The organism is Paenibacillus sp. FSL R7-0333 (assembly GCF_038000365.1).
GTDB lineage: Bacteria > Bacillota > Bacilli > Paenibacillales > Paenibacillaceae > Paenibacillus_AQ > Paenibacillus_AQ silagei.
In genome coordinates this window covers 1724235-1746754 of record NZ_JBBOBZ010000001.1, presented here as the reverse complement: position 1 = coordinate 1746754, position 22520 = coordinate 1724235, and the positions used below count along the sequence as shown (strand labels likewise).

At 55.7% G+C, this 22520-nt stretch carries 12 protein-coding genes and 1 other annotated feature; of the genes, 5 read left to right on the top strand and 7 right to left on the bottom strand.

Annotation, left to right across the window (positions count from 1 at the left end; translation table 11 throughout):
• Window positions 1–219 precede the first annotated feature (219 nt).
• The 6 genes from MKY86_RS07180 to pheS all read right to left on the bottom strand — a co-directional run bounded on the left by MKY86_RS07180 (window position 220) and on the right by pheS (window position 11418).
• Entirely contained in the window at window positions 220–1800 is a 1581-nt protein-coding gene (locus MKY86_RS07180) for a helix-turn-helix domain-containing protein (RefSeq protein ID WP_076082719.1), read from the bottom strand.
• A 36-nt stretch (window positions 1801–1836) separates the two neighbouring features.
• Window positions 1837–3270, bottom strand: a complete 1434-nt coding sequence (locus MKY86_RS07175; protein WP_076082716.1) for a sensor histidine kinase — start codon at window positions 3268–3270, stop codon at window positions 1837–1839.
• Window positions 3267–4256 carry a sugar-binding protein gene (locus MKY86_RS07170; RefSeq protein ID WP_076082740.1) on the bottom strand — a complete coding sequence of 330 codons (990 nt, stop codon included), beginning with the start codon at window positions 4254–4256 and terminating at the stop codon, window positions 3267–3269. Before MKY86_RS07170 ends, MKY86_RS07175 begins: the two co-directional genes overlap by 4 nt.
• 666 nt (window positions 4257–4922) lie before the next feature.
• Entirely contained in the window at window positions 4923–7388 is a 2466-nt protein-coding gene (locus MKY86_RS07165; RefSeq protein ID WP_076082713.1) for a hypothetical protein, read from the bottom strand.
• A gap of 204 nt (window positions 7389–7592) precedes the next feature.
• Window positions 7593–10037, bottom strand: coding sequence for a phenylalanine--tRNA ligase subunit beta (pheT, locus tag MKY86_RS07160; RefSeq protein WP_076082710.1), 2445 nt, complete (start codon window positions 10035–10037; stop codon window positions 7593–7595).
• A 346-nt stretch (window positions 10038–10383) separates the two neighbouring features.
• Entirely contained in the window at window positions 10384–11418 is a 1035-nt protein-coding gene (gene pheS, locus MKY86_RS07155) for a phenylalanine--tRNA ligase subunit alpha (RefSeq protein WP_036722546.1), read from the bottom strand.
• Between the two features lie 59 nt (window positions 11419–11477).
• Window positions 11478–11754: a binding site (T-box leader), on the bottom strand.
• Between the two features lie 220 nt (window positions 11755–11974).
• On the opposite strand from pheS, the gene MKY86_RS07150 reads away from it, so the two are divergent.
• The 5 genes from MKY86_RS07150 to MKY86_RS07130 all read left to right on the top strand — a co-directional run bounded on the left by MKY86_RS07150 (window position 11975) and on the right by MKY86_RS07130 (window position 19945).
• Complete coding sequence (locus tag MKY86_RS07150) at window positions 11975–14521, top strand: hypothetical protein (RefSeq protein ID WP_076082707.1); 2547 nt, start codon at window positions 11975–11977, stop codon at window positions 14519–14521.
• The gene (locus tag MKY86_RS07145) at window positions 14518–15945 is read left to right on the top strand and encodes an efflux RND transporter periplasmic adaptor subunit (RefSeq protein ID WP_076082702.1); all 1428 of its coding nucleotides are present in this window, start codon (window positions 14518–14520) and stop codon (window positions 15943–15945) included. Before MKY86_RS07150 ends, MKY86_RS07145 begins: the two co-directional genes overlap by 4 nt.
• Window positions 15942–16643, top strand: a complete 702-nt coding sequence (locus MKY86_RS07140) for an ABC transporter ATP-binding protein (RefSeq protein ID WP_076082699.1) — start codon at window positions 15942–15944, stop codon at window positions 16641–16643. The genes MKY86_RS07145 and MKY86_RS07140 overlap by 4 nt, the downstream gene beginning before the upstream one ends.
• Window positions 16640–17812 carry an ABC transporter permease gene (locus MKY86_RS07135; RefSeq protein ID WP_076082696.1) on the top strand — a complete coding sequence of 391 codons (1173 nt, stop codon included), beginning with the start codon at window positions 16640–16642 and terminating at the stop codon, window positions 17810–17812. The genes MKY86_RS07140 and MKY86_RS07135 overlap by 4 nt, the downstream gene beginning before the upstream one ends.
• Window positions 17813–18340: 528 nt before the next feature.
• On the top strand, window positions 18341–19945 hold the full coding sequence (locus MKY86_RS07130; RefSeq protein WP_076082693.1) for a sensor domain-containing diguanylate cyclase: 1605 nt from the start codon (window positions 18341–18343) through the stop codon (window positions 19943–19945).
• Between the two features lie 109 nt (window positions 19946–20054).
• Here the strand turns inward: MKY86_RS07130 and pulA are convergent, their stop codons facing one another.
• Window positions 20055–22454, bottom strand: a complete 2400-nt coding sequence (gene pulA / locus MKY86_RS07125; RefSeq protein ID WP_076082691.1) for a type I pullulanase — start codon at window positions 22452–22454, stop codon at window positions 20055–20057.
• Window positions 22455–22520: the final 66 nt, after the last annotated feature.

Here is a 22520-nt window from a genome sequence, read left to right as displayed (position 1 = left end):
CGTATTTTCTCACGATTGCTACGCCCCTTTTCGTCAGCCCTATATTTGATTGCGCTTACAAAAAAAGTGTAGCATGGAAAAACCGCCCCGGGAGCAGCGATTCCCTGCACTTATTTGCCCTCCACCCGCATTCTTGGTCTTGCCTGCTGTAATGTAATTCTCCGCCCCGGCTTTCATAGGATAAACCGGGGCAACAGCACAAAAAAGTCCTTGCTGCGCTCAGCAAGGACCCGGCTTCTCCTGCTGCTGGCGGAATTCGCTTGGCGTCATCCCCGCAGCCTTCTTGAAGACCCGGCTGAAATAATTCGGGTCCTTATAGCCTACTTCATAGCAGATTTCCTTCAGGTTCAGCTGATCCTCAGCGATCAGGCGTTTTGCTTCATTCATCCGTAGCCGTGTGACATAGTCGATGAAGGTCTCTCCTTCATGCTGCCGGAATAATTTGCTGAAATAGTGCGGGCTCAGGTTCACATATTCAGCCGTCTGCTCCATGGAGATATCCTCTTTATATTTCTGGCTGATATAGAGCAGCGCCCGCTGATGCACATGGGACCGGTGATGCTCCTGCTCCTCCTCCAGGCCATCGATCAGCCGCTCCAGCCAGGACTCCGCGCTTAGCCGCAGAGCACGCGGATCTTCCGCTGCGTTCAGCGAAGCCAGCAGCTCAGCACCGGCCGTGGAGTGAACGCCTCTGGCCAGGAACAGCAGCAGGCCGGTTACCTCCCCACGCACGGCGGACAGCGGCTGGTCCCCCCCTTGCTTGAAGGAGTCATACAGCAGGCTGAAGCGCTGGGCGGCCTCCTGCTTGCTGCGCTGGAGCAGGGCGGTAAGCAGCTTCTTCTCTTCATCCAGAGAGACCGCCGTCTGCCCCGAGCTCTGGATCATATCATCATAATGATGCACACCGAATGAATGCTGGTGGTCCGCACATACCCGGACGGCTTCGCGGTAGGAACGGCTAAGCCCGTCCCAGCCTTCACGGATCGAGCCGATCCCGATGCCAAGGGGCAGGCCGAAGCGCTCCCTGGTATAGGTGCGGAGCCGCTCTCCCCAGTCCAGCGAGCTGACGCGCTGGGAATATCCGGTCCTCCCCGGCGGCAAAGGAATGAACAGCGCCAGCTGATGCCCGGCCAGCGGTCCGGCGAGGCAGCCCAGTCCTGTTTTGGCAAACTGCTTGACCGCCTCATAGATCTCCCGCTTGGACTGCCGGAACGTCTCCCAGCCGCTCTCCCCGTGCCGGGGGAACGACAGGACCATCGCGTAGCCCTTGCTGAAATGCAGCTCCAGCAGCCCGGCCAGCTGCTCCGGCTCCAGATCCTGCACATGCTCCAGCATGAGCATCAGGGTCAGCTCATTCTCGGCCAGCGGCAGCAGATGGGCCAGCTTTTCCTGCAGCTCCAGCTGTTCATTCCTGCGCCGCCGCTCCTCCCCGATGACCGCCATCAGCTTCCTCAGCACCTCCGCCACCTCTTCCCGCCGGGCCGGCTTCAGCAGATAGTCGCGGACACCCAGCAGCAGCCCCTCCTTGGCATACGCGAAGTAGTCATGGGCCGTAATCATCACAATCTGCGCCGACGGAAGCTTCTCCCGAATCTGCCGCACCGCCTCCAGCCCCTGAATCCCGGGCATCTTAATATCCATGAAAATCATATCCGGCCGGTGCTCCTCTGCCAGCTGAATCGCCTTCCGCCCGTTCCCCGCATGCAGGAATTCGAATTTGTCCGGGATCAGATGCCGGATCATCAGCTCCAGCCCCTCCCGCTCCAGTGCTTCATCATCTGCGATCAGCAGCTTGTACATCGTTATCGCTTCCTCCTTCACTTCAGGTGAGTGCCTCTAGGCCGAGGTCCGGAAGGGCAGCCGGAACAGCACCGCCGTCCCCTGCCCTTCACTGCTGTTGATCTCGATGAGCTGCTGGCCGTCGAAGAATAAATGCAGTCTTTTAAAAACATTATGTGTCCCAAGCCCGGTGGACTGGCCCTTGCCGCTGGAATGCGGCGCCTCCTGCTGAATCGATCCCATCAGCCGGGCTACCGTCTCGCGGTTCATACCCGCTCCGTTATCGCTGATCACAATCTCCACCTGCCCGCTGCGGTAACGGATGGACAGCGTAAGTATAGCCCCCTCCTCCATCTGCTCCAGACCGTGAACGAAGGCATTCTCGAAGATCGGCTGCAGCGTCAGACAGGGCACCATCCCGTCCATCGCCTGCTCATCAATCTCCATCTCAAAAGCAATCCGGTCCCGGAAGCGGGCCCGCTGGATGTTGATATACTCGTTCACATGCTCGACCTCCTCGCGCAGCGGAACGGCCTGGTCCAGCTTTTGCAGATTATAGCGGAGCAGACGCGAGACGGACACGGTCAGATCGCTGGTTCTCGCCGCCCCTTCCAGATACGCAAGCTTGGCGATGGAATTCAGTGTGTTGAACAGGAAATGCGGATTGATCTGGCTCTGCAGCATTTTCAGCTCCAGCTCCTTGACCAGCCGGTCCTTCTCCGCACTCTTGATGTTCTCCTTCATCAGCTCCTGGATATTATCGATCATTCCGTTAAAAGCGCGGCACAGTATGCTGATCTCATCGTTATCCGCGCTCTCCGGCGCCTTGGTATCCATCCGTCCCTTCGAGATTTGCTTGGCCGTTGCCACCAGGCGGCGGATCGGTCCGGTAATGCTGCTGGACAGCCAGACCGCCATACAGATGCTAAGCAGCGCCGCGGTGATCACCAGCAGACTACCCATCCGGTTCAGCTTCGCTGTCGTGGACATAATCTCGGCGTAGATCGGCTTATATTGGTCCAGCTCCAAATCGACCAGCTCCTGGGCCTCCTCACGGATGAACCGCTGCGTCTGCTCCGCCTCGATATAGGCACCTGCCAGCGAATTCGCATCCTGTCCGTCAATCTCCGTGATCATCTGGCCCGCCTGCTCGACAAAAGTATCAATAAGGTGGCTGTAGTTCATCAGCGGAAGGCCGCTGCCCCCGATGGTATTCATCCCGTCCAGCCTGCTGCGCAGCTCCAGTACCGCGCCCAGATGCTTCTCCACCTCCGGGAAGCTGTCGGTATCCACCTGCATAATGAAGCGGTTCAAGGAGCGCATATTCTCGCCGACCTCATAGGATACCTCCTTATACAGCATGATCCGGTTCATCATCAGGTGGTAGCTCTCCTGCACATTCTTCCCGCTCTGGAACAGTACGAAGGAGACCGAGCTCATCAGCAGCACCAGCAGCGGAATACAGATCAGCAGCTTCAGGCGGATACTCATAGGCTCTCTCCCTCCTGCACATTAGTCTTATCCAGTACCTTCACTCCGGTATAATACCGGGGCTGTAACTCAGCACCATTGAAATACTCATGGAGCAGCCGGACCGCCATATTCCCCATCAGGTAGGGCTGCTGTGCAACAGTCGCCGTGATCGCTCCCCGGCTGATGGCATCCAGCGTCTCCGCCTGATTATCGAAGCCGATAATGGTCAGCGGACCGCGCTTCAGGCTCCTCGATGCCTGCAAGACTCCCAACGCATCCGTTGAACTGGTGCCGACCATGACATCGATCTCCGGATGATAGCGCAGCATATCTGCCGCCTGCTGGATCGCCTCCATATGCGAGATGTTGGAGCTGCGGACATCGACAATCTCCATGCCGCCGTAGTCCTTTACGATGTTCTTCAGCCCGTCCAGACGCTGAAGCTGGTTCTTGGCCAGCTCGCTGCCGATGATTACGCCTATTTTGCCTTTTCCACCGGTCGTCTTCACTACCATGCGCCCCAGCGCCTCACCGGCAGCTACATTGTCAGTGCCCACATAGGCCAGTCTCCGGCTGGCCGGAGCATCCGTGTCAATCGTGATCACCGGAATCCCCCGGTTCACGGCCTTATCAATCACCGGCGTGAACTTCTCGTCGTTGAGCCCCTGGACGATGATGGCATCCGCTTTAGCGGCAATCGCTTTTTCCAGCAGGCTGATCTGCTCCTCCATGTTATTGCGCACCGGTCCCGTGAATTCGATCTCTATCCCGTATTTCGCTGCGGCCTCTGCGGCCCCCTTCTCGACCATTTCCCAGTACGGGTGATACCGCTCCTGCTCGATCAGCACAATATGATATCCGGGCTTGTCCTGACTGGGCTGGCCGCTTAATTCCTTAACGATATTGCCCATCCGGGCAGAATGATGCGCGAAGCCTATAAACAAATATGACAACAGTATAAAAAGCACAATAACCCCAACGCCGCTGACCCATTTCTTATCCATCCCGTTCACCTCAACCAACATCCTACCCCTGGTTGTAACCGGTTGCAATAGTAATTGTGTTAAGGGTTCATTATGTAGCCGGGAGCGTCAGACTAATGCTTTCTTCGTAGATGTGTTCGAACTCATTTAGCTCACATTTGGTGGATTCAAGGGCACTTGTGCTCTTCATTTACTCATTTAGCTAACTTCTGGTGGATTCAGTAGCACTTGTGCTCTTCATTTGCTCATTTGACTAACTTCTGGTGAATTCAGGGGCACTAATGCTCTTCATTTGCTCATTTGGCTAACTTCTGGTGGATTCAAGGGCACTTGTGCTCTTCATTGCAGCCTGGGCTCGCCAAATGTTGCATTTTTTGCAGGATTCCTACCGGATTGCAGCTTGAGAACACCTAATGTTGCATTTTTTGCAGGAATGTTACCAGTGGAGCGGTCATTGGCTGAAATATGTTGCATTCTAGGCAGTATTTCCCATAATTTGCTGCCTCAGAGGTACGAATGTTGTATTTAGTGCAGGATTGGTGCAATACTTCACTTCAGCCAACTTTAGAGCAGCAGCCCCCCTTGCAGTCCCCCTAAGGAGGAATCCTTCCCCCATCCCTGCACAGCAGAAAAAGCCGTTCTAAGCATTCCTGCTTACAACAGCTCTTCCTGTGATGCATCCGCCATTCAACTGTCCTGTTCGATCAGTTGAATCCATTCATTATATTCACTCTGTAGCTTGGAATATTCCGCCTGCAAGCTGCGATGCTCCTGGGACAGCTTCTCCAGCTCTCCCTGCTGCAGCTCGAACTGGGCCTGAACCAGCCGCAGCTGGCCTTGGACCATCTCATAGCTCTCGCCGATCTCATCCAGCTGCTGCGCCGCCTCAGTACGTGAGCGGCTGACTGCTTCCGCCTGAGCCTCGGCTTCCCCGGCCTCCTGCTGCCAGATCTCAATCTCCTCACGCAGCTGTGCTTCCTGCTCATTCCACTGCTGCTCGCGCTGTTGAAGCTCCTCAACTTTCTGCTTCCAGGTAGCTTCGTACTCCCGGGTCTCACGGAGTGCTTCCTGCTGCTCCGCCGACGCAGCGGCAGCTTCACGGCCTGCCTCGTATAGCTCTTCCATTCGCCGCGCAGCTTCCTCGCCTTCAGCTTCCAGCAGCTCGCAGCGTTCCTTTAACTGCTCCCCGTCCTGCAGAATCTCATCGTACTGGGCGATAAGTTCCTCGTAACGGCCGCGCAGCGCAGCCAGTTCCTTGCGGGCTGCTTCTGCCGCCTCCTGCTGAACAGCAAGCTCCTGCTCCGCTTCGGCACGCAGACGCGCCTCCTGATCAAGCTGCTGAACCATTCCGTCTGCCTGTCCGCGAAGAGTCTCCACTTCGCGCTGCAAGGCTGCCGACTTCTCCCCTTCTTCCAGAAGGTTCATCTCCAGTTCGCTGATATCCTCCATATGCTTGTTCGCACGTTCCTGCCAGGATGCCGCTTCCTCTGCCGTACGGTCGAATTCGACCTGTGTCCGGCTGAGCTGATCTGCGGTCTCCCGCAGCGATGTGCGCAGTGCTGCCGCTTCTTCCTGCGTCAGCTCATAACGCTGGCGCAGCCCTTCCAGTTCATCGTTCAGCAGATTGCCAAGCTCCTTAGTAGTATGCAGCTCCTCCTGCGCTTCACTTAGCTTGCCCTCTACATCCCGAAGTTCGCTGCGGATATCCACCGCCTCGCTCTGTGTAGCCGCAACCTGATTACGCAGCTCATCCAGTTCTTCGTTCAACAGGGTGCCGAGCTCGCTCGCCGTGTGCAGTTCCTCCAACGCAGCGCTTAGCTTGCCCTCTGCGTCCCGCAGTTCGCTGCGGAGCGTTTCGGCCTCGCTTTGCGCAGCTGCAACCTGCTGGCGCAGCCCTTCCAGCTCTTCGTTCAGCAGGGTGCCCAGCTCGTTCGCCGTGCTCAGCTCTTCCAGCGCAGCGCTTAGCTTGTCCTCTGCTTCCCGCAGCCCGCTCCGGAGCGCTTCCGCCTCGCTCTGCGAAGCCGCAGCCTGCTTGCGCACTTCCTCCAGCGCCGCATTCTGCTGCTCTCCTTGCTCAGCGGCAAGCTTCAGCTCTTCGCCAAGCTGCTCCTCCCGCTTCAGCACAGCTTCGTACTGCGCCAGCAGCGTCAGCCGCGCATCGCGTTCACCCTTAAGCCCGGCTTCCGCCGCACGCAGCCGGGACTGGAGCTGCCCGGTTCCGCCGCGCAGCTCGCCAAGCTGCTTCTCCAGCTCCTGAAGCTGCTGCTTGTGCCGGTGCTCCTGCGTCCCCTGGGACTGCCGCAGCTCCTTGTTCTTGGCCAGCTCCTTCTCAAGCGCTTCCCGCTCCCCGGTAAGCTCACTTGTGAGCGCAGCCTTGGTATCAGCCAGCTCCTTGCTTAACGTGGAGCGGATCTCCACGATCTCGCTGCCCATCGACTCCCGGGTCTCATGCAGCTCCTGCTCCAGGGCAGACAACGTCTCTGTCTTCTCGCGGATCAGTGTCTCGCGCAGCTGCTCCAATTCCTGCTGATGGGCAGCCTTCATCTCTTCCAGCTGCTGCAGCCGCATGGCTTCTGCGGCTTCCAGCTCCTGACGCACTGCCTCGCGGCCTGCAGCCTGCTCTGCTTCATGGCCCTCGCGCAGCGCCTTAAGCTCATCCTCGCGTGCCTTCAGCTCCTGCACCAGCTGCTCGCGGCCGGCGGCCGCAGCCTGCTTCTCTTCCTCCAGCAGCTGGGCATGCAGCTGCCTCTCCTGCTCCTGCTGCTCCAGATGCCTGGAGCGTTCTTCTTCGGCAGCGGCAATCAGCCGCGCCGCCTCTTCCTTCGCAGCCGCTTCCAGCTTCTCATATTCTTCCTGCTGTTCACGCTGCGCTTCCTGAAGGCGTGACACCTCCACTCGAAGCTCGGTACGTTCACCGGTCAGCATATTCAGCTCATTCTTGAAATCCTGAACCTGGATTGCCTGCTCTGCCATATGTACAGCTGTAAGCACCGCAATCCGCGGCGTATCCAGTCTGGAATGTGATTTCGATATTGCACGCATATGCTCATCGACATGACGGGCGACTTGTTTCATATATTCTGTGCTGCTTCCTACAAGCTTGTAGGAAGTTCCGTATATCTCCACGGCGACACGGGTCCGGTCCATAGCCACAGTTGTGCCCTCCTTTGTATGTGTGCGGATTCTAAGTTGGTTTCTTTGCTCTTGCTCCTATTGTAGCGTGATTTCCTGACCTTTGGCAAAAGCACGCGTCCATTGCATTTATTTGCATGTTCCTCCGCACTTCACAAGGGTACAGAAAAGCCGCAGGGAATCTCTGTTTCTAAATGGATTCGCTGCGGCTTTGCACAATTCCTGCTATTTTCTTAATTCTGCACCAAAAGTTTGTTCAAGGGCAGAGACCACTTTGTCATGCACTTCCACAACCTCTTCGTCAGTCAGCGTATGCTCGGTATGGCGGTACAGGAGCGACAGGGCAACACTCTTCTTGCCTGCCTCCATCTTGCCTCCTGTGTAGATATCGAATACCTGCACATTTTGCAGCAGAGTGCCACCGTGCTCACGGATCGCCGCGATCAGGTCACCTGCCGGAACCGTATCATCGACTACCACCGCAATGTCCCGCTCCATGCCCGGGAAGCGGTGAAGCTCGCTGTACTGCAGCCCGGCGCGTGCCGCATCATAGAGCGGCTGCAGCAGGACTTCGGATACATAGGTATCCTCCAGATCCATCCGGCGTTGCAGCTCGGGATGAATCTGCCCCATCGAACCGATCTTCACACGGCCCTCTGCCTGAAGCAGATAGATGGAAGCGGAGCGTCCCGGATGATAGCCTTCAGGCGCATCCCCTTCATAGACTACGCGATCCGTAAGGCCCAGATGCGCAAATACAGTCTCCAGCGCACCCTTAAGGTCGAAGAAATCCACCGGCTCGGCAGTCACGTTCCACTGCTTGGCTGCACGCGTTCCGCTCAGCAGCAGCCCCAGCACCGGCAGCTCACTCGGCTGGCGGGTAAGGACTTCTTCCTCCGTGAAGAAGACGTTGCCGATTTCGAATAACGCCAGATCGCCTTGGCGGCGGTTCGTATTGTAGAGGGCAATCTCCAGCAGCTGCGGCAGCAGGCTGGTACGCAGCACGCTGCGCTCCTCGCTCATCGGCATCGCCAGCTTCACTGACTGTTTGCCTTCCGCCAGCATAGGGAAGAGCGTGCTCTGCTCCGGCTGGATGAAGGAATAGCCCATAACCTCCTGATATCCGCCCAGCGAGAGCATGCGGCGCAGCTCGCGGCGCAGAGATTGCTGTCTGGTAAGCGCGCCCGGTGTTGTTGTGCCTTCGATCAGGGTGGTCGGGATGTTGTCGTAGCCGTACAAGCGGGCGATCTCTTCAATCAGATCCACATCCTGCGTAATGTCTCCGCGCCGTGTCGGCACCTCGACCTCGACGATTCCCTGAGCCGCATCACCGCACTTGAAGTGCAGGCGTCCGAACAGGGTTTTCACTTCCAGCAATGACAGATCTGTCCCGAGATAGCGGTTCAGCTTCTCCAGCGATAAGTTCAGCACCTTCTCCTGAGCAGCGGCGCTGCCGGCTTGGACAATCCCTTCATGCACCGTTCCTCCGGCATACCGGGCAATCAGTGCAGCCGCGCGGTTAAGCGCAGGGATGACCGCATTCGGGTCGACTTCCTTCTCGAACCGCTGGGACGCTTCCGAGCGCAGACCGAGCTGACGCGAGGTCTTGCGTACCGTTCCACCATCGAATTTGGCTGATTCCAGTACGATATTAACGGTGTCTGCGGTAACCTCTGTAGACAGTCCGCCTATCACTCCGGCCAGGCCAATTGCGCCTGAGCCGTCGGCAATGACCAGCATCTGCGGTGCAAGCTTGCGCTCTTGTCCGTCAAGGGTAACCAGTCCTTCCCCTTCACGGGCAAACCGTACACCGATGGTTCCGCCCTGGAGCTGCCCGCCGTCAAATGCATGCAGCGGCTGTCCGTATTCCAGCATCACATAGTTGGTGATGTCTACGATATTGTTAATCGGACGTACCCCGGCCGCCATCAGGCGGTTCTGAATCCACAGCGGGGACGGCGCGGTCTTCACTCCGGCAATATAACGCACGGCATAATGGCTGCAGAATGCCTCATCCTCAATCGTAACCGTGATGGAGTCCGCTGCCTTCCCGCCCGTTTCCACAAGCTCTGCCGCCGGATCAGCCAGCTTCAGCTCACGGCCCAGTACCGCACTTACCTCATAAGCGGCACCGATCATGCTCAGGCAGTCGGAACGGTTCGGCGTTAGATCGAAATCAAGAATTTCGTCATTCAGTCCAAGCACCTTGAGAATATCCTGGCCCACCTCGGTCTGTTCCGGCAGCACGAGAATGCCCTCCTGCAGCTCTTTGGGCAGCAGCTTGTCGTTCAGGCCCAGCTCTTTGGCCGAGCAGATCATCCCCTGCGACAGCACGCCGCGCAGCTTGGCTTTTTTGATCTCCAGGCCCGGCAGCTTGGCACCTACCAGCGCGACCGGAACCTTCTGGCCCGCTGCGACATTCTTCGCTCCGCAGACGATCTGCAGATCCTCGCCCTGCCCGGCATCGACAATACAGATATTCAGCTTATCGGCGTCCGGGTGCTTTTCTTTGGATTTCACGTAGCCGGTCACAATCCCGGAGATCCCTTTGTTGCGGCGTTCTACTCCGTCAATCTCAATGCCGGCGGTGGTGATTTTGTCCGCCAAGTCATCTGCGGTCACCCCTTCCAGCGATATATAATCGGCCAGCCAGGCGGTTGATACTTTCATAATCGCACACTTCCTTTTTGTTTCAGATGTATTGATCTCCATGCCGGCCTGCGCCGGGGCGCGGAAGCGGATATAAACAAGCCCACGTCAACTTCGCGCAAAAAAATTCTGCATTGCAGTGTTCCTACAGAGAATATTTGGACTTCCGGCCGCTGTTGTGTTTGGATTTCCTGATTAGAACCGCTTCTCGCGGTAGAAATCCAAACACAAAGGCGGACGCTACCGCTCCTACAGTTCCAAAATTCCCCTCCGGTCCTTCAATCGCAGTCATTTAATTAGCACTGCCGTCATCCCTCCGGCTTAACAATATCCGTCCAACACGCTCCCGCGCACACCCGCCAAATCCCTAAATACCCTTGAACTGCTTCACAAATCCCATATCATTCGTGTAGAAGTAGCGGATGTCATCGATACCGTATTTCAGCATCGCGATCCGCTCAGCGCCCATGCCGAACGCGAAGCCGCTGTAAACTTCCGGATCGTATCCGCCCATCCGCAGCACATTCGGGTGCACCATACCGGCACCGAGAATCTCCAGCCAGCCGCTCTGCTTGCAGAGACGGCAGCCATCGCCGCCGCATTTGAAGCAGCTTACATCCACCTCAACGCTAGGCTCGGTGAACGGGAAGAAGCTGGGGCGCAGACGGATACCCGCGCTAGGGCCGAACATCTCCTTGGTGAACTGCTGCAGGGTACCCTTCAGGTCGCTCATGCGGATATTGCGGCCGATGACCAGGCCTTCAATCTGATGGAACTGGAAGGAGTGGGTCGCATCGTCATCGTCGCGGCGGAAGACTTTGCCGGGACAGATGATTTTGACCGGAGACTCCCCGTTCGCCGCCTGCATGGTACGCACCTGTACCGGCGAGGTCTGGGTACGCATCAGAATATCATCCGTGATATAGAAGGAATCCTGCATGTCCCGGGCCGGATGGTTCTTCGGCAGGTTCAGCGCCTCAAAGTTGTAGTAGTCCGTCTCCACCTCCGGTCCTTCAGCGATCCGGAAGCCCATGCCGATGAAGATATCCTCGATCTCCTGGAGCACCCGGCTCAGCGGATGAATCCCGCCCTGCGGCAGGCCGCGGCCCGGCAGGGTTACATCGACCTTCTCCGCATTCAGGCGGCTCTCTGTCTCCTGCTGCTGGAACAGCTCCTGCTTGGCGCTGATCACCTCTTCAATGGCGCTGCGCACCAGATTGGCCACCTGGCCGATCACCGGACGCTCCTCCGCGCTTAATCCGCCCATACCGCGCAGAACCTCTGTCAGCTCGCCTTTTTTGCCAAGGTATTTGACGCGCAGGTCATTCAGAATCTGCGGATCGTTTACCGCCTGCAGCTTCGTCAGCGCCTCAGCCTTCAGTGCTTCCAATTTGTCTTTCATGGCTTGTACTGCCCCCTCAAATCTCGTATTGTTCAACAAAAAAAGGCCTTTCCTCCCGGTAAAGGGACGAAAAGACCGTGGTACCACCCTTGTTAGACGGCCGTACGCTTCCCTTAAGAGCACTATTCCCTCTTTCGGTGCGGCAAAGACCTGTCTCACTTTATACAGAAATAACGGTCTGCGGCCGGTCCCCCCTACTAGCGCTCTTCAAGCACATTCAGGGAACTGCTCCGGAGTGAACTTCGGCAGCTCTGCTCTCTTAGAAACGCTCTCAATCTGCGGCGCTTCCTCCCTGTAAGCCAGGCACTGCGTACTCTTCTCCATCATTGCATGTATGCGGATTATAACCTCTGCACTTCGATCCTCCACTTGGGAAGATATGCCCATCTATTATATGCAAAAACAGCCAGTTTGACAAGCCGCATAAATTCCGCTTATTTTTTATCTTTTTTTAAGCTCCCTTTAAGCTTCAGCACGGTTTGACGGCTTTTTTTTCAGCGGACATTCAGTCAATGTTGATATTTTCCCTTAAGAGATCACACAAGGAGGAAATTACATGCTTACACGAAAAAAAGCATTTGTTCTGCTGCTGCTCAGCACATTTGCCGCAAGTCAAACCGCAGGAAGCCCGGGAACCGCGGCCTATGCCGCTTCATCCGGTTCAACGGCTGCCACAGCAGCAAGCGCGGTCACGGAAGTCTCCACACTTAACGGTCTAAGTGCGCTCAAGCTCGGCACCGCGCTTCAGGTGAAGCTGAGCCATGTAGGGATTCAGAGCCAAACCGGCGGTAATATTCTCACCTACACGCTTACCTATACCAACACCGCCGGCAGCAGCGTCAATCTGGCAGACTATTTCTCCAAAATTATAACTGCGGGCGGCAGCATCATTAAGGGAATTCCGGTCAGCGCAGACAGTGCGGTCAAGAAAATCCCTGCTAAACAAAGCACCAGTCTTACATACTATGCGAATATTGGAACCGCCGCCTCAGTCAAAGGACTCAAAATCAACATCTACGGCTGGAATTTCAGCGCCGCTAATTATGAACAGCGTATAGGCACGTTCACGATTCCTTTCAATTATTCTCTGTCCTCGCTTACAGGGGAGACCCGAAAGGTTGAACTCGGCGGCATTACTGCCGGCACCAAAGCCGAATCCGTGCAAATCTACAAATATAACAGCAAAGTCTATGCCAAGGTCGGGCTTAGCCTAACCAATCTGGGTACCAAAGTGCTTACAGATCCGGGTTATACCTTGTACCTGAAATCCTCGGGCGGCTCTGTCTTCACGCTTACGCTGGATGACAGCAGCTCCGAATTCAAGCTTCAGCCTCAGGAGAAGAAGACGCTCTATTATATGACCGAGATCCCCTCCTACATGAATCTCAGCAAGATGACGCTGCAGATTGCCAAGCTGGATGAAGGACTCAAGCTGTACCTGCCTGTCTCTTCCTACGCACTTCCGGCTGCAGTAAATGCAGATTTCACTGTAGCAGCGGGCTATACCAAAAAGGTCTCCATCGACAGCAATCTGGTGGACTTGCAGTTGCTGAAGGCAAGTGTGCATGCGGATAACGGGAATGGTGTCTGGAGCTATCAGCTCCGGGTGAAGAATACCGGCAGCACAGCCGTTACTTTGCCTGCTTATGAGCTTAACGTCAAGTCGGCGGAAGGCTATAGCTTCCCGGTGACGGCCACTGCCTTTAACAGCCTGACCCTGAAGCCGCTGGAAGAAAAGCTGATTGAGCTGAGCGCCAGTGTTCCGCTGGAGCTGGCTCAGAATTCGCTGGAGCTGCGAATGATCGCTCCTGCAGCCAGCACGGATAAAGTAACGCTGCCTGTGGCCTATTTCCGCATCCCTTATACGCCTGAGAGACAGATTCATCTCGCCTCTGAGACCAGCGTAACCAATACCTATGGCACCTTCGCTGTCTCTCTGGACTCGCTGCTGCGTCTGCCTTGGGGCAGCGAGGATCTGGTACAGGCTGTACTAACGATACGCAATGCAACGTCCAAATCCATTACCTTACCTGCTCTTACCGGCGTACTCCTGGCGGATCAGAAGGATCTCAGTTCCTCTTCCCAGACTTATACGGACAACAGCTCTTCGGTCCTTGCCCCGGGTGCCAGCACTCAGATCACGGTTCAAGGCCATATTCCATACACCCTGGATGTCAGACAAATCAAGCTCATCCTCCAGGAGACCAAGGGTACAGAGGTGTCGCAGTTCCTCACTCTCAGCACAAGCGACAGCACCGTTAAGAGTGTAGCTCCGGTGGCTGCAGGGGAAGCCTTCAAGATCACCGCCACCGGCAAAAAAGCCACCGTGAAGGAGCGCTCCACCCTCCTGTATACAGGAACCGGCTCGAACCTGGTGTACAGCGAAGTGGAAATGAACAGCGATGAAATCCGGCAGGCAGATCTGGCCCGTCTATATGCACAGTTCAGGACTGCTGACGGACAATATTTTGAAGCAACTGCCAACCAGTCCGAGCTGTCGACCAGCCCTGGGGGCAAAACACTGGTTACCTTCTGGGCGAAAGTCCCGGCCACCCTGGACACCACAGGTCTTGAGCTGTATATCAGCCAGTCGATTGCGGATGGCAAGCTGACTGCCGCAGGAACGGCTGCGACGGGATACGTCAATACGGCAACGCTGACACTGACACCGTCAGAGGTTACGCCTCTGACCAATCTGGCTTCCGTTCCACTTTTCCCTTATACACTGGCAGTTACCAGCTCTACAGGAGAACTCACCAAGGGCGCAAGCAGCATTGCTGTGACGTTCAATTACAATCTCAACCAGGATACCACCTATCAGGCAGGCGCTTACCAGCATAAGCTCATCCTTCAGGTTATCGATCCTTATGGACAGTCTCACGAGAAAGCACTGACACTTGGCACCGACTTGACCCTGGGAACAAACAGCTCTTATTCTACGACCCTTACCAGCGCCCTGTTCAAAAATCTGAGCTCCGGCACCTACGCCCTTAAATTCTACGATGAATTCCAGGGAGTACGGACAGAGCTCGCCAGCCAGGCCTATTCCCTTGAGGTTACCGCCAAAGCAACCACCTCTTCCCCCGAAGGAGCTGCACAATGAATAAGAAGAAGATCATCATTATCGCTTCAGCGATAGTCCTCGTTGCTATTGCAGGGATTGCGGGCTATAAGCTCTGGCCGGATCAGAACCGGCAGATCAATGCCGCTCCGCTGAATACGGCAGTTGCCAGTAAGGGGGATATCCTGGTGGGTGTCTCAGGTTCAGGTGCAGTATCGGCGATCAACAGTGAGAGCATCCGTACCAAAGAAGCCGGGAAGGTCGATACGGTCATGGTTAAGAAAGGCGATGTTGTTAAAAAAGGTGCTGTGCTGATCACATTTGTTGCGGGCGATCTGGACGATAAGCTGAAGGAAGCCACCAAGTCACTGGAGAATCTCAAGACGGAGCTGGAGAATAAACAGGAGAGCTACAAGACGCTGGCTATGAATAACGCGACAGAGGAAGAGCTGGAATCGGCAAAAAAAGCCATTGATAAAGCCAATAGCGATATCGTGGACGGGCAGGAATCCATCGCTGCCATCCATGAAGATATGGCTCCGCCTGATCCGCTGACCGCTCCGATCGATGGAACGATCACTGCCGTGAATATTACGGACGGTGAGCAGGCCCAGAATGGTACAGAGCTGTTCACCATGACCGACTACGTGAATCTAAGCGTAACCGTGCAGGTAGACGAGCTGGACATCCCCAAAATCAAGCTGAATCAAGCCTCTACCATTACACTGGATGCCCTTGAGGACAAATCTTTTACCGGTAAAGTTATAGATATCGCCAAAGAAGGGACCTCCTCTAATGGCGTCTCCCTGTTCAACGTCACTGTAGGATTAAATAACTCGGAGGGTGTGCTTATCGGCATGTCTGCGGAGGTGGCGGTTACGATCGAAGAGAAAAAGGATATTCTGACCGTCCCCATCGAAGCTGTAACGAAGATAAACGGGAAATCCTTCGTCAATGTGCCGGGAACCGGGGATGAGCAAGCTAACACAACAGACAGAGATGCTGCTGACTCCAAGCCCCCTGCTGGCGCTGCAGCGGACGGTGAACCCTCCGGTAGTGAAGCGGGGACCCGAGGCACAGGCGCCCGCGGCGGCAGAGAATTCCAGGGCGGTGAACTTCCGTCTGGAGAGTTCCCTGCTGGTGCGGAGTTCCCCGGCAGAGCAGCCGGAAGCAAAGGTGCAGCCGGTTTCGCCTCAGGCATGAAACGGATAGCTGTAGAGGTTGGTATCCACAATGAGAGCAGCATCGAAATCGTCAGCGGCTTAAGTGAAGGGGATGAAGTAATCCTCCCGACCGTGATCTCCTCAGGCAATGCCACCTCCCCGCAGCAAGGCGGTATGGGTGGTATGGGCGGCTTCAGCGGCGGAGGAATGACCGGCGGGAGCGGTGGCTTTCCCGGCGGGGGCGGCGGCTTCGGCGGCGGGGGCAGCAGCGGAGGCTTCGGCGGAGGCGGTGGCGGACGATGACCTCACCAGAGCCGCTGATCCGGGTTGAGAAGATGCAGCACAGCTACACGATGGCCGGAGAATCGATGACGGTTCTGAGAAGCCTGAGCTTCAACATTAATCACGGTGAATTCGTTGCGATCATCGGCCCGTCAGGTTCAGGCAAGTCCACCCTGATGAACATGCTGGGCTGCCTCGATGTCGCCAATGAAGGCGATTATTTCCTGGACGGCCAGGAGATCCGCAGGCTGTCTGACAACAGGCTGGCCCAGATCCGCAACGAAAAGATTGGCTTTATATTTCAAAACTTTAATCTATTGCCGAAGTTATCAGCGGTAGAGAATGTGGAGCTGCCCTTGATCTATCGTGGAATGTCCCACAGGGAGCGCAGAGAAATTGCCCGTAATGCCCTGGTCCGGGTAGGCCTTGCGAGCAGAATGAATCACCGTCCCTCCGAGCTGTCCGGAGGCCAGCAGCAGCGTGTGGCTATTGCCCGCGCCCTTGCCGGAACCCCCCCGATTTTGCTTGCCGATGAGCCAACCGGAGCGCTGGACTCCAAGACAGGCAAGGAAGTTCTGGAGATGATTAAGGAGCTTAACGTACAAGGGCATACCATTATTCTGATCACGCATGACCTGGAGATTGCCGAGCAGGCCAAACGGGTGATCCGGATTCAGGATGGGGATCTTGTAGAGGATCGGAAGGTGGTGCCCTCATGATGCTGTACCAGAGTATGAAAATGGCCTTCAAAAGTATCCTTAGCAGTAAAATAAGAGCCTTTCTTACCATGCTGGGCATTATTATCGGGGTCTCCTCCGTCATTGCACTTGTCGCTGTGGGCCAGGGCACCACCTCGCAGATTACAGAGTCCCTAAGCTCCCTGGGCACCAACCAGCTGACCGTCAACATTATGGGCCGCGGAGCCACCACTTCGCTAACCTACGAGGAGGCCCTGGCTCTGGGTGAGATTGAAGGGGTGGACAATGTATCCCCGGTAATCTCCGGGAACGTTACCGCCAAGCACGGTACCGAGAACGTTTCCGTATCCGTAGAAGGCATTACACCTGCCTACGAAGAGGTTCAGGATTTCCATGTGCAATCCGGAAGATTCCTGCTTGAGATGGATACAGAATACCGGCAGAAGGTTGCGTTAATCGGATCAGATACGGCGGAGGATCTGTTCGGTACAGATAATCCTGTAGGTCAAAAGGTACAGATCAACGGAAGCAGCTTCAAGATCGTCGGACTGCTGGAGAGTAAAGGCTCCACCAGCGTCGGCTCAAGCGACGAGAAGCTGCTGATCCCCATCTCTACAGCCGAACGGTTCCTGCAGAGCAAGGGAGTCCGCTCCATTACCCTCACAACCACTTCAAATGACAATGTGGATGATGTCAAAACCAAGCTGGAAGCCAGCCTTACTGCCAAATTCAGTGCAGCCGAGAATGCCTACTCTGTTTTTGATTCCCGGGAGATGCTGGAAACGGTAAATGAAACCAGCGCCACCCTGTCCTTGGCCCTTGGCGGTATCGCCGGTATCTCCTTATTTGTAGGCGGGATAGGGATTATGAACATTATGATTGTCTCGGTCAATGAGCGAACCAGAGAGATTGGCATCCGCAAGGCCATCGGGGCCAAGAAAAAGAACATTATGATGCAGTTCATGATCGAGTCCGTGGTCTTAAGCGGCACCGGAGGCCTGATCGGAGTCGCACTGGGACTTGGCGCCAGCTGGGCTGTCGGTAACTATACCACCTTGAATGTGGCGCCTTCCTGGAATATGGTCCTGATCTCCTTTTCATTCTCCTTGATCATCGGTGTCGTATTCGGAATGATTCCTGCAAGCAAGGCTGCAAGAATGCGCCCGATCTATGCGCTGCGCAACGAGTAGCGCCATCCTAGACGCTGCGTTATCATCAGCTTTTCAATCCGCCAGTCTCAGATCCCTGGGCTGGCGGATTTTCCTGTTTTATTTTTAATGCACAATTGATACCAAAGGGGTATCGTTTGCAGCAAAAGTGGGTAATAGGACTCAAAGGTCAGAATACCTTGTACATAGTAGTAGGGTATACATAATAGTTCTTTGTATCGGCTGTAACGGATATGTCTCCACTGTTTCCACTCCGGCTCCAGGGTGTGCTTCACGGCCTGTCATCCGCAGCGGAAGCTGACGGGGCTTATTATTTTTTCAGCAATTGCTCTGCTTAAGGGGTGTCCTATATACTGGTGAAAAGAAACCGCGATCTAACCGGAAGTTATTCTTTCTATTGCCTCCTTCTTCCCCTGCTTTCTAGGACTCGCTAACGTATACTCTCTTACATGCCTGCAAGAAGCCATATTCCGCATAAGGATAAGTTTCGCATGCACCAAAGCTACACCCATGAGATTTGCAAAAGTTCTGTGCGGGGAGAGGATGACAGTGGCAGTTTTTTCGGAAAACAAAAGTACACGCAGACTGATTATATTATTCACATCCATCACCGTTCTTCTGGTTGGGATCAGTGTGGCCTCCCTGCTGTTTCTGAATCATACGATGAACAAATTATCCGATTCCCTGTACAGTGACGTCTACCAGAATTCCGAGCTCATTCTGAACGCCGACCGCGATCTCTATCAGGCAGCCCTTGCGCTTCAGACTACAGTCGGCGGGGCGCTGACCAGCGCGCAGCGCAGTACGCTGTCACAGGAATTCGAGGACAATAATGCCCAGGCGCTGCAGCGGGTCAATACCGCCCGCTACAATCTGGATGCTGTGAAGAGCCCGTTCAATGGAATGAAGCAGAGCGAGCTGCTGCTGGACGAGCTGAGGAACGAGCTGGATCACTTCGGAACCACGCTTACCGCGTGGAGGGATAACGGCCGGGAGCTGATCTCACAGCGGGTTCAGAAGAGCTGGAATCCCGCCTCTTATTCTGCCCTCACCATACATACGGAGCTGAATGAGGTACGGGAAAGCTTGAATCAGGCAGAGGACAAGATTGACACCTATGCAAGCCAAGTGATGACAGAGTTCAATAATCTCAAAAGCTCCCTGTTCGCCGTCTACTCTGTATTTCTGTTCCTGCTTGTTATGGTCATCATCTATCTCAGCCGCAGACTGATCTCCCTGCAGAACGAAATGCAGGACGAGCAATCGCTCTACCAGCTGATCGGTGAGACGATGTCCGACTTCATTGTGCTGACAGATCCGAACGGTCTGATCCTGTATGCCTCGCCTTCCCATGCAACTGCACTGGGCTATGTGCCTAGCAAAGGGGCACCGCTCTCCAACTATATCCGTGAAGCCGAAATCTCCTGGGCCAAGCTCAAGAGTGTGGTGCAGTCTTCACCGAGAATATCCGAGCTGCGCATGCGTTCGGCCGAAGGGCACTGGGTGTGGCTGGAGACCAAGGTTACCCCTATTGCGGGCAGCCGCAATTTCCCGGCACAGTTCATGCTGGTCTCGCGTGAGATTACCCAGCGCAAGCAATATGAGGAGCGCCTGCACAAGCTGGCCTTCTATGATCATCTGACCGCGATTCCCAACCGTGCCCATTTCAAAATGTACATGGAGAACCTGATCAACCAGCCCGAGGAGCGCCGGCAGGAGATCGCCGTGGCGCTGCTGGACTGCGACCGATTCAAGCAGCTGAACGATACGCTCGGCCATCTGGCCGGAGATGAATTCCTGCAGCTGCTCTCCCGGGAGCTGCAGCAGACCGTGAAGGGCTCCGGCCAGGCCTTCCGGATCGGCGGAGATGAATTCGCGGTGGTGCTGCACCGGTTCACCAGCCCGCAAATGCTGGACGAGCTGCTGAACCGTCTGCTCCAGTTGTTCAACAAATCCTGGTCTATCAACCAGGGCTCCAGCTTTCACACCTCTGCCAGCATTGGCGTGGCTCTGTACCCGCAGCACGGCAGCAGCATCAACGAGCTGCTTCGTGCCGCCGATCTTGCGATGTACCGCTCCAAGAACCATGGCGGCAATGAGGCTAATCTGTACAGCGAGCATGTGGATAAGAAGTACAGCGATCAGCGGAACTAGCACCAGCGGAAGCTCACTCCTGTACTAAGCCTTCTTTAATAACTCTTAGCCAAAAAGAGCTGATTGGTTCCATCCCCAGGGGGAGGAACTAATCAGCTCTTCTTATGTTCTAGCTGGTCTGCGGCAGCGGATCAGCCAGCTCTGTCCTATGCTCCGGACTACGCTCCCGAACCGTCACCTTGATAACCTGCTCCCCGCTGCCCGAGCAGTCGATGAAGCGGTCAGCGGTGCCGTCTTTCTCTTCCCAATCGTTCAGCCGGAGGATGTAGCCTATCGTGGAGGTCCCCGGCAGCACTTCAATCCGTGCTACGGCATGACCTTCCTCCATGTGCTGGAAGTCCCGTTGCCCATCCTGAATGCCTGTACCCCACACCCAGAGATTCCAGCCCCGGTAATCGCCGTCCGGGCGGTCATAATGAACTTCCACAATCTTCGATCTCGGCTCAGGCTCTCCGTATTTATCATAGAGTACCATCATCGACAGTCCGTCAACCTCAACACTGCCGTTCTCCGTCTGCCGGAAGGCCTCCGGTCCGGCATGGGTATGATCGACTACGATGTTCCAGCAGCCGGAGGTCTCCGGGAGGCACTGGGTGACCGGCTCCATATTGGCATTATAGATCACCACGATATTATTCCATGGATCTCCGCCGGCGTGATCCTTCAGTCTGTAGGCAACGATTCCGCTGTCACAGCGCAGGAACTCCAGACTGCGTTCAATCTCCTGGCGTCCGTGCAGGCGGAAGGCCGGATGTGTCCGGCGCAGCTCAATCAGACCTTTGTAATATTGAAATACTGCAATGAATTTGCTTTTGTTCTCCCAGCGGATCGCATTGATACAGTCCGGGCTGCGGTAGCTGTTATGATCTCCGTATTTGCTGCGCAGCAGCTCATCCCCTGCATGAAGGAACGGAATTCCCTGCGAGGTCAGAATGATTCCATTAGCCAGCAACGAACGGCGTACTGTCTCATTATCCAGCACATTCTCGGGATCTACTCCCACATACGGATTCGCCTGCTCTAGTGCGGCCTTGAGATCCCCGCCGCCCCGCAGCTTGCCGCCCTCAAGCTCCGGCAGTCCAGCTTCCCCGCGAAGTCCCCGGGTAGCTAGAATTTTGTCCCACAGGTTGAGATTATCATGTGCGGTTACATAGTTCACAGTCTCTGTAGGCGCATCGGTGAATTCATGAATCGCCCCGCTCACTCCGGACGCGATCGCACCTTCCTTGCCGTATTCCCCGGTCACGAAGCCTTTGCCCCAGCCGTCGCTGTCTCCCTTGATGGCTGCGCGGAAGTTGTCGTTGAAGACGGCGTAGCCTTTGCCGCGCTGCACGCCCTTCAGCGTCTTGGAGGCAAGCGGCGAGTCGCCGCCAGTCCACGGTTCACCATAGATCAGCAGCCCCGGATTAATCTCCAGCCGCAGCTCCTCGGTAATCTCGCGCATGGTCACGCTGTCCATCAGCCCCATCAGATCGAAGCGGAACCCGTCGATATGGTACTCCTTAGCCCAGTAGGACAGGGAATCCTTGATATACTTGCGGACCATCGGCCGTTCTGTAGCCAGCTCATTGCCGACGCCCGAGCCGTTAGAGAGCCGGCCGCTCTGATCATGACGGTAGTAATAGTCTGGCACCAGCGGCTGGAAGGGTCCCTTCTGGAAGCCATAGGTATGATTGTAGACCACATCCATAATCACCGAGATGCCGCGGCTGTGCAGCGCCTGGACCAGCTCCTTGAATTCCCGGATACGGGCTAGCGGGTTAGCCGGGTCTGTGCTGTAGGAGCCTTCCGGCACATTATAGTGCTGGGGGTCGTAGCCCCAGTTATAGTCTGTGAAGATGGAGGATGCCGGTTCTTCCCCTGGCTTGCCCAGCTCATCCACCGTCTGATAATCGAACACTGGCAGCAGATGAACATGCGTGATGCCCAGCTCAGCCAGATGATCAATGCCCAGCAGATGACCCGCCTCATCCCGCAGGCCGGTCTCGGTGAAGGCCTTGAATTTCCCCTTATACGTCAGACCGGAGCCAGGGTCTGACGAGAAATCGCGGACATGCAGCTCATAGATTACTGCATCTGCCGGATGCGGCAGCACCGGAGAAGCATCGCTCTCCCAGCCGTCCGGGTCTGTCTCGGACAAATCCACAATGGCTGTGCGTGTTCCATTGGCCGATACAGCCGTAGCGTAAGGATCGGCTGCTTCATTAATCGACCCGTCCGCAAATACGGCGCGGTACATATAATATTTCCCCTTGAGGTTACCGGAAACCTGGATCGTCCATACTCCGCCCTCAGCGCGCTCCATACTAAGAATTTTGCCGCTGTCCTTGTAATCTGCGGTCTGCGGGGTCAGCCCGTTTCCGCCTGTTGCATATAATACGAGCGACACTGTGAAGGCTGTTGGCGCCCAGACTTTGAATACACAGTATTCCGCTGTGTAGGTCAAGCCGAGGTCATTGCCTTGATAGGTATCGATTTCTTGTTCTGCTTGTATATAATTGCTGCTCATTGCTATTCACCATCCCTACGCTCATCCGTAATACTCCCGGAGAACTATCATTCTATTACTATTAAG